General features: G+C 70.2%; 3 protein-coding genes. 1 reads left to right on the top strand and 2 read right to left on the bottom strand.

Annotation, left to right across the window (positions count from 1 at the left end; translation table 11 throughout):
- The first annotated feature begins 197 nt into the window (after window positions 1-197).
- Window positions 198-2,675, top strand: coding sequence for a GcvT family protein (locus tag HAV39_RS35670; RefSeq protein WP_191843563.1), 2,478 nt, complete (start codon window positions 198-200; stop codon window positions 2,673-2,675).
- Window positions 2,676-2,821: 146 nt separating this feature from the next.
- Here the strand turns inward: HAV39_RS35670 and HAV39_RS35665 are convergent, their stop codons facing one another.
- The gene (locus HAV39_RS35665) at window positions 2,822-4,009 is read right to left on the bottom strand and encodes a S8 family peptidase (protein ID WP_191843562.1); all 1,188 of its coding nucleotides are present in this window, start codon (window positions 4,007-4,009) and stop codon (window positions 2,822-2,824) included.
- Between the two features lie 378 nt (window positions 4,010-4,387).
- On the bottom strand, window positions 4,388-5,971 hold the full coding sequence (locus HAV39_RS35660) for a Rieske 2Fe-2S domain-containing protein (RefSeq protein WP_191843572.1): 1,584 nt from the start codon (window positions 5,969-5,971) through the stop codon (window positions 4,388-4,390).
- Between the last annotated feature and the right edge of the window lie 200 nt (window positions 5,972-6,171).

Below are 6,171 nucleotides of genomic sequence, written 5' to 3'. Positions count from 1 at the left end.
CCGCCCCGATCCCGCCCGCCGCCCCCGCCCCCTCCGCCGCAACTCTTCAGGAGTCGCGGCCTCAGGGCAGCCCGGAGCCCGCGACTCTTTAAGAGTTGCGGCGCGGTGGGGCGCCGGGCGGGCGGGTTGGGGCAGGTGGGGGGTGGGGTGGGCGGCGGGTGACTGATTGGCGGGTCAGGAAGGTAGGCTCGCGCGCTATGACGAGCAACACATCCGGTCCCCAGCTGCCCGAGCGCGCCCGCGTGGTGGTCGTCGGCGGCGGCATCATCGGCACCTCCATCGCGTACCACCTGGCGCACATGGGCTGCAAAGACGTGGTGCTGCTGGAACGGGACAAGCTCACCTCGGGCACCACCTGGCACGCCGCCGGTCTCATGGTCACCTTCGGTTCGATGTCGGAGACGTCGACCGAGATGCGCAAGTACACCCGCGACCTGTACAGCCGGCTGGAGGCCGAGACGGGCCTCGCCACCGGCCTGAAGCAGGTCGGGTTCGTGCAGGTCGCCACGGACGCAGACCGGCTGGAGGAGTACCGCCGGGTGTCGGCGTTCAACCGGCTGTGCGGCGTGGACGTGCACGAGGTCTCCCCCGGCGAGGTCAAGGGCCTGTTCCCGCTCGCGAACGTCGACGACGTGCTGGCCGGGTTCTACGTCGCCGAGGACGGCCGGGCCAACCCGGTCGACGTCACCATGTCGCTGGCCAGGGGCGCCCGTCTGCAGGGCGTACGCATCATCGAGAACGTGCCCGCCACCGGCTTCCTGAAGCAGGGCAACACGGTCACCGGCGTGCGCACGCCGTACGGCGACATCGAGGCCGAGTTCGTGGTCAACTGCGCGGGCATGTGGGCCCGCCAGCTCGGCGAGAAAGCCGGCGTGAACATCCCGCTGCAGGCCGCCGAGCACTACTACCTGATCACCGAGCCCATCGACGGCATGCACGGCGACCTGCCGGTGCTGGAGGACCCGTCGTCGTACGGCTACTTCCGCGAGGAGGGCGCCGGTCTCATGATCGGCCTGTTCGAGGCGCTGTGCGCGCCGTGGAAGGTCGAGGGCATCCCGGACACGTTCTCCTTCGGCGAGCTGCCCCCGGACTGGGACCGCATGGCGCCGTACCTGGAGAAGGCGATGGCCCGCATCCCGATCTCGACCGAGGTCGGCGTGCGCAAGTTCTTCTGCGGCCCGGAGAGCTTCACCCCCGACCTGGCCCCGATCCTCGGCGAGGCCCCGGAGCTGAAGAACTACTTCGTCGCGGCGGGCCTGAACTCGATCGGCATCCTGACCGGCGGCGGCATCGGCCGCGCCATGGCGCACTGGATCCTCAACGGCCGCCCCGACATCGACGTGACCGGCATGAACATCGACCGGCTGCACACGTACCAGAGCAACCCGGCCTACCGGGCGACGCGCACCGTGGAGTCGCTGGGCATGGTCTACGCGCCGCACTACCCGGGCAAGTCCATGGAGACCGCCCGCGACGCCAAGCTCTCCCCCATCCACGAGCGCCTGCGCGCGCAGCGCGGCTACTTCAAGGACGTCAGCGGCTGGGAGAGCCCCGACTGGTATGCCCCCGAGGGCCAGGAGCCCAAGGTCGCCAAGCTGTCCTGGGGGCGGCAGAACTGGTTCGGGAACTGGGCCGCCGAGCACCGGGCCGCCCGCGAGGGCGTGATCCTCATGGACATGTCGTTCATGGCGAAGTTCCTCGTGCAGGGGCGGGACGCGGGAGCGGCACTGGAGCGGCTCAGCGCCAACCGGGTCGACGGCGAGCCGGGGACGATCACGTACACCCAGTGGCTGAACGAGGGCGGCACGCTGGAGGCCGACCTGACCGTCACCAAGCTGGCCGACGACCGGTTCTGGGTGGTCGCCTCCGACACCGCGCACCGGCACGTCGAGACGCGGATGCGCCGGCACTTCGAGGCGACCGGGGCGCACGCGTTCGCCACCGACATGACCGGGGCGTACGCCCAGATCAACATCCAGGGGCCCCGGTCGCGGGAGCTGCTCGCCGCCGTGACCACGGCGGACATGTCGAACGAGGCGTTCGCCTTCCGCACCGCCCGGGAGATCGACCTCGGGTTCGCGCGGGCGCTGTGCATCCGGATCACCTACCTGGGCGAGCTGGGCTACGAGCTGTACATCCCGGCCGAGCAGGCGGTGCACGCGTACGACCGGCTGGTCGAGGCCGGGCGGCCGCTGGGGCTGCGGCACGCGGGCCTGAAGGCGCTGTCCAGCCTGCGGATGGAGAAGGGGTATCGCGACTACGGCCACGACATCGACAACACCGACTCGGTGCTGGAGGCGGGGCTCGGGTTCGCGGTCGCGCTGGACAAGCCGGGCGGTTTCATCGGCCGCGAAGCGGTGCTGGCGAAGAGGGCCGAGGGGCCGCTGCGCCGGAGGCTCCTGCAGATCCTGGTCACCGACCCCGACGCGATGATGTTCCACGCCGAGGTGGTCCGCCGCGACGGGGTGCCGGTGGGCTACATCAGAGCCGCGTCGTACGGGCACACGCTGGGCGGAGCCGTCGGGCTCGCCATGATCGACGCTGGTGACGTGCCCCTGGACCAGGCCTGGATCGACGCCGGCACGTGGACCGTGGAGATCGCCGAGCGCATCTACCCCGCCACGGCCTCCCTGCGCCCCCTCTACGACCCGAAGAACGAGCGCATCAAGATGTGACGCCGTAAGGGACGTCGGCCTGTTCCGTCGAGGCCGCGAAACACTCGACGGGACAGGCCGACGTCTTCGCAAGGCGGCCCCCTCGGCACGCCCTGCCGGGGCCCGGCGCGGTCCGGGGGTCGTGATCGCGCCGGGATGCTGGGTGGCTAGAAGTTGCCCGTGTAGAGCAGGCGGTTCGGGGAACCGCTGCCGGGTGAGCCGACGACGCCGGTCGTGGCGTTGGCGATCAGCGCCGACTGCACCTGGGCGGGCGTCGCGCCCGGGTTGTTCTGCAGGTACAGCGCGACCGCTCCCGTCACGTGCGGGGTCGCCATCGAGGTGCCGCTGATGGTGTTGGTGGCCGTGTTGCTGGTGAACCACGACGACGTGATGTTCACGCCCGGCGCGAAGATGTCGACGCAGGTGCCCCGGTTGGCCCAGGAGACCTTGCTGTCGTTGTTCTGCGTCGCCGACACCGTGATCGCCTCGGGCACCCGGGCGGGTGAGTAGTTGCAGGCGTTGGCCGCGAAGATGCCCAGGATGCCGTTGCCGGCCGCGATGGCGTACGTGACGCCGTCGGCGATCGACGCCTTCACCGCGTTGTCCAGCACCGTGTCCGCGCCGCCGCCGAGGCTCATGTTGGCGACCGCGGGCTCGCCCGGGTCGTGGTCGGCGGTCACCCAGTCGATGCCCGCGACGACCTGCTCGGTGGTGCCGCTGCCCTCGGCGTCCAGCACCCGCACCGCGACCAGGGTCACGCCCTTGGCCACGCCGTACGTGGTCCCGCCGACGGTGCCCGCGACGTGGGTGCCGTGGCCGTTGGCGTCGTCGGCCGCGCCGCCGTCGATCGCGTCGAACCCGGATACGGCCCGCCCGCCGAACTCGCTGTGCGCGAACCGGATGCCGGTGTCGATGATGTAAGCCCGCACCGACGAGGCGGTGTTGGCGTACGTGTAGGAGTTGCTCAGCGGCAGGTTGCGCTGGTCGATGCGGTCGATGCCCCAGGTCGCGGGTGACTGCGTGGCGCTCGCCCGGTGGACCATGTTGGGCTGCACGTAGGCGACGGACGCGTCGGCGGCGATGCGGCGGGCGGCCAGGGCGCTGCCGCTGAAGGAGAAGCCCCGCAGGCCCGCCCGGAACGTCTTGCGCAGGCTCGCCCCGTGCCGCCCGGCCAGGCCGGTCGCGGCGGAGACGTCGGCCCCGGGCTTGAGGACCACGACGTAGCTGTCGGCCACGACCTCGCCGCTGACGGCGAGCACGGCCGCCTCCGGTGGCGCGGCGGCGGCCGCGGGCAGGGCGGTGGCGCCGGCCAGCAGCACCGCGACACCCAGCACGAACGTGCGGGCACGTTTCATGGTTGGTTCCTCCCCTGTCAGGCCGGCGGCACTGGCTCGTGGCTCGTGGCAGGACCCGCCGGAACTGTGTTTTGGAGGAACGTATACAGCGATTATGAATATTTGAAGACTTATGTTTATCGCTGTCTTGCTATTCACTGGGAAGGTTGGAGACCTGTCCCCGACCCGCCGGCGTCCCCGCTCGCCCCGCCAACCCTGGCTTGACCTGCATAAACGCCAACGGCCCGAGCTGTGGCGCGGTGACGGGAGACCCGGCCTTGACCGCGTCGGCTTCATGGCCTGACGCGGGAAGGCACGGAAGCCGCCCGGATCAGGGGCTAGTGCCGCTGATCGGGGCGGTTCACGGCAGCGGCGGCCGAGGACTCGCCGACCCGGCGGCTACCCCGCCGGGGTCGCGGCGGGCTGGTCCTGCGCGCCCGCCGCCGGCTGCCCGGCCTTCTCGGCGCGGATCTCGTGGCCGACGCTGGTCAGGCAGCGGCCGGTGGCCAGGTTCCACTTCCAGCCGTGCAGCTGGCAGGTGAGCTGGTCGCCCTCGACGATGCCGAACCGGGTCAGGTCGGCCTTCAGGTGCGGGCAGCGGCGCTGGAACGACCAGCCGTCCACCGTGATGTCCTCGGCGTCGGGCCGCTGCGACTCGTACCAGCCCTCGGCGTACTGCAGGCGCTCCTCGGACAGGCACTTGAAGAACGCGTACACGAACTCGTTGTACTGCCCGATCCGCGCCGCGGAGAAGCGGCAGGACAGGAACAGCGAGTTCACCCAGTCGCCCTCGTCGATGTGCAGCAGGTGCTCGATGAGCCGGCGCTCGGTCCGGAAGCGATAGCGCACCTTCTCGTCGGCGGCGATCCGGACCTCCTTGTTCGGGAAGTCCACCAGGATCGACTCGACCAGCTCGCCCGCGGGGTCGGTGAGGTCGAAGCGCACCGGACCGCCCACCCCCTGGGCCAGCCGCACCGACTCGTCCAGCAGCGGCTCGATGCGCGCCTTCATGCCGGCCAGCACGTCGATCTCCGGGTGCGACCAGGACGCCTTCTCCCGCTCGATGACCGGCCGCTGCCGCTCCTGGTACGCCTTGAGGTGCTCCTCCTTGCGGGCGAAGAACTCGTCCAGGTCCGCCACCGGGTGCGTGGTGTCACACGAGTCGGCGGTCAGCGTGGACACCGAGCCGGGCAGCAGCACGACGCCGTTGGTCCCGCCGACCTTGGCGTACTCCCGCACGAAGTCCGACTGGTCCGGGAAGATGTTGCCCTCGTCGCCGTGGATGTCGTTGAACTGCCACAGCTCGTCGTCGAGGAAGCACGGCGGGCCCGCGATCGGGAAGACGTGCGAGGCCTTGAGGTCGTCGATGTAGCGCCAGGTGCGGTCGTACTGCCGCTCGCGCTTCTGCTTGCCGAACGCCGTCTTGGCAGCCTGCGGCAGCTCGTAGACCATCGGGTACCAGATCGCGCCCGAGAACTGCAGCATGTGCGCGTGCACGTGGCCGAGCTCGGTGAAGCGGATCAGGTCGGTGGGGCGGGCGTCGTTCTGGTTGAGCACGCGTACGCCGTCGTGCTCGACCCACAGCGACGAGTCGCCGATGGGGCCGTCCGTCGGCGAGATCAGCGCCTGGATCATGATCTTCAGGCCGCCGTCGAGCTCGTGCACCTCGTCCGACACGGTCTTGAAGAACTTCGTGAAGCCCAGTGCCCGCAGCTCGTCCTCCAGCTGCGAGGTCGGGTACTCCGGCAGCAGCACGGTGGCCTTCTTGCTCACGAAGCGCTTCAGGTGCGCCGCGTCGAAGTGGTCCCGGTGCAGGTGCGACACGTACAGGTAGTCGACGTCGCCGAGGTGCTCCCAGTCGAGCTGGGAGTTGTCGGGGAAGGGGAACCACGAGGCGAAGTACGCCGGGTTCACCCACGGATCGCACAGGATCGAACCCGCCGCCGTGTCGATCCGCATGCTGGCGTGTCCCGTACCGGTGATCCGCACTGCCCGATTCCCTTCTCGCCCCGTAGTGGACCTGATAGACGCTACCTGAGCGCTCCGGTGGGCTCGCCCACCGCCACCTCGCCCGTGGGATGCCGGACTCCCCCCGGGCTCTGGATCACGCCATGCCAAACTGTATTGCCGCCACCGCGACGCGCGCCGTCGGCGGAGGCCTGGAGTCGAGAGAGAAGGACCTG

This window comes from Catellatospora chokoriensis (assembly GCF_011297315.1).
Classification (GTDB): domain Bacteria; phylum Actinomycetota; class Actinomycetes; order Mycobacteriales; family Micromonosporaceae; genus Catellatospora; species Catellatospora citrea.
The sequence above is the reverse complement of the archived record's forward strand: the minus strand, read 5'-3'. Positions and strand labels throughout refer to the sequence as shown.

Coding starts and splice junctions, on each gene's coding strand:
- HAV39_RS35670 (WP_191843563.1), top strand. CDS start 198: ATGACGAGCAACACATCCGGTCCCCAGCTGCCCGAGCGCGCCCGCGTG.
- HAV39_RS35665 (WP_191843562.1), bottom strand. CDS start 4,009: ATGAAACGTGCCCGCACGTTCGTGCTGGGTGTCGCGGTGCTGCTGGCC.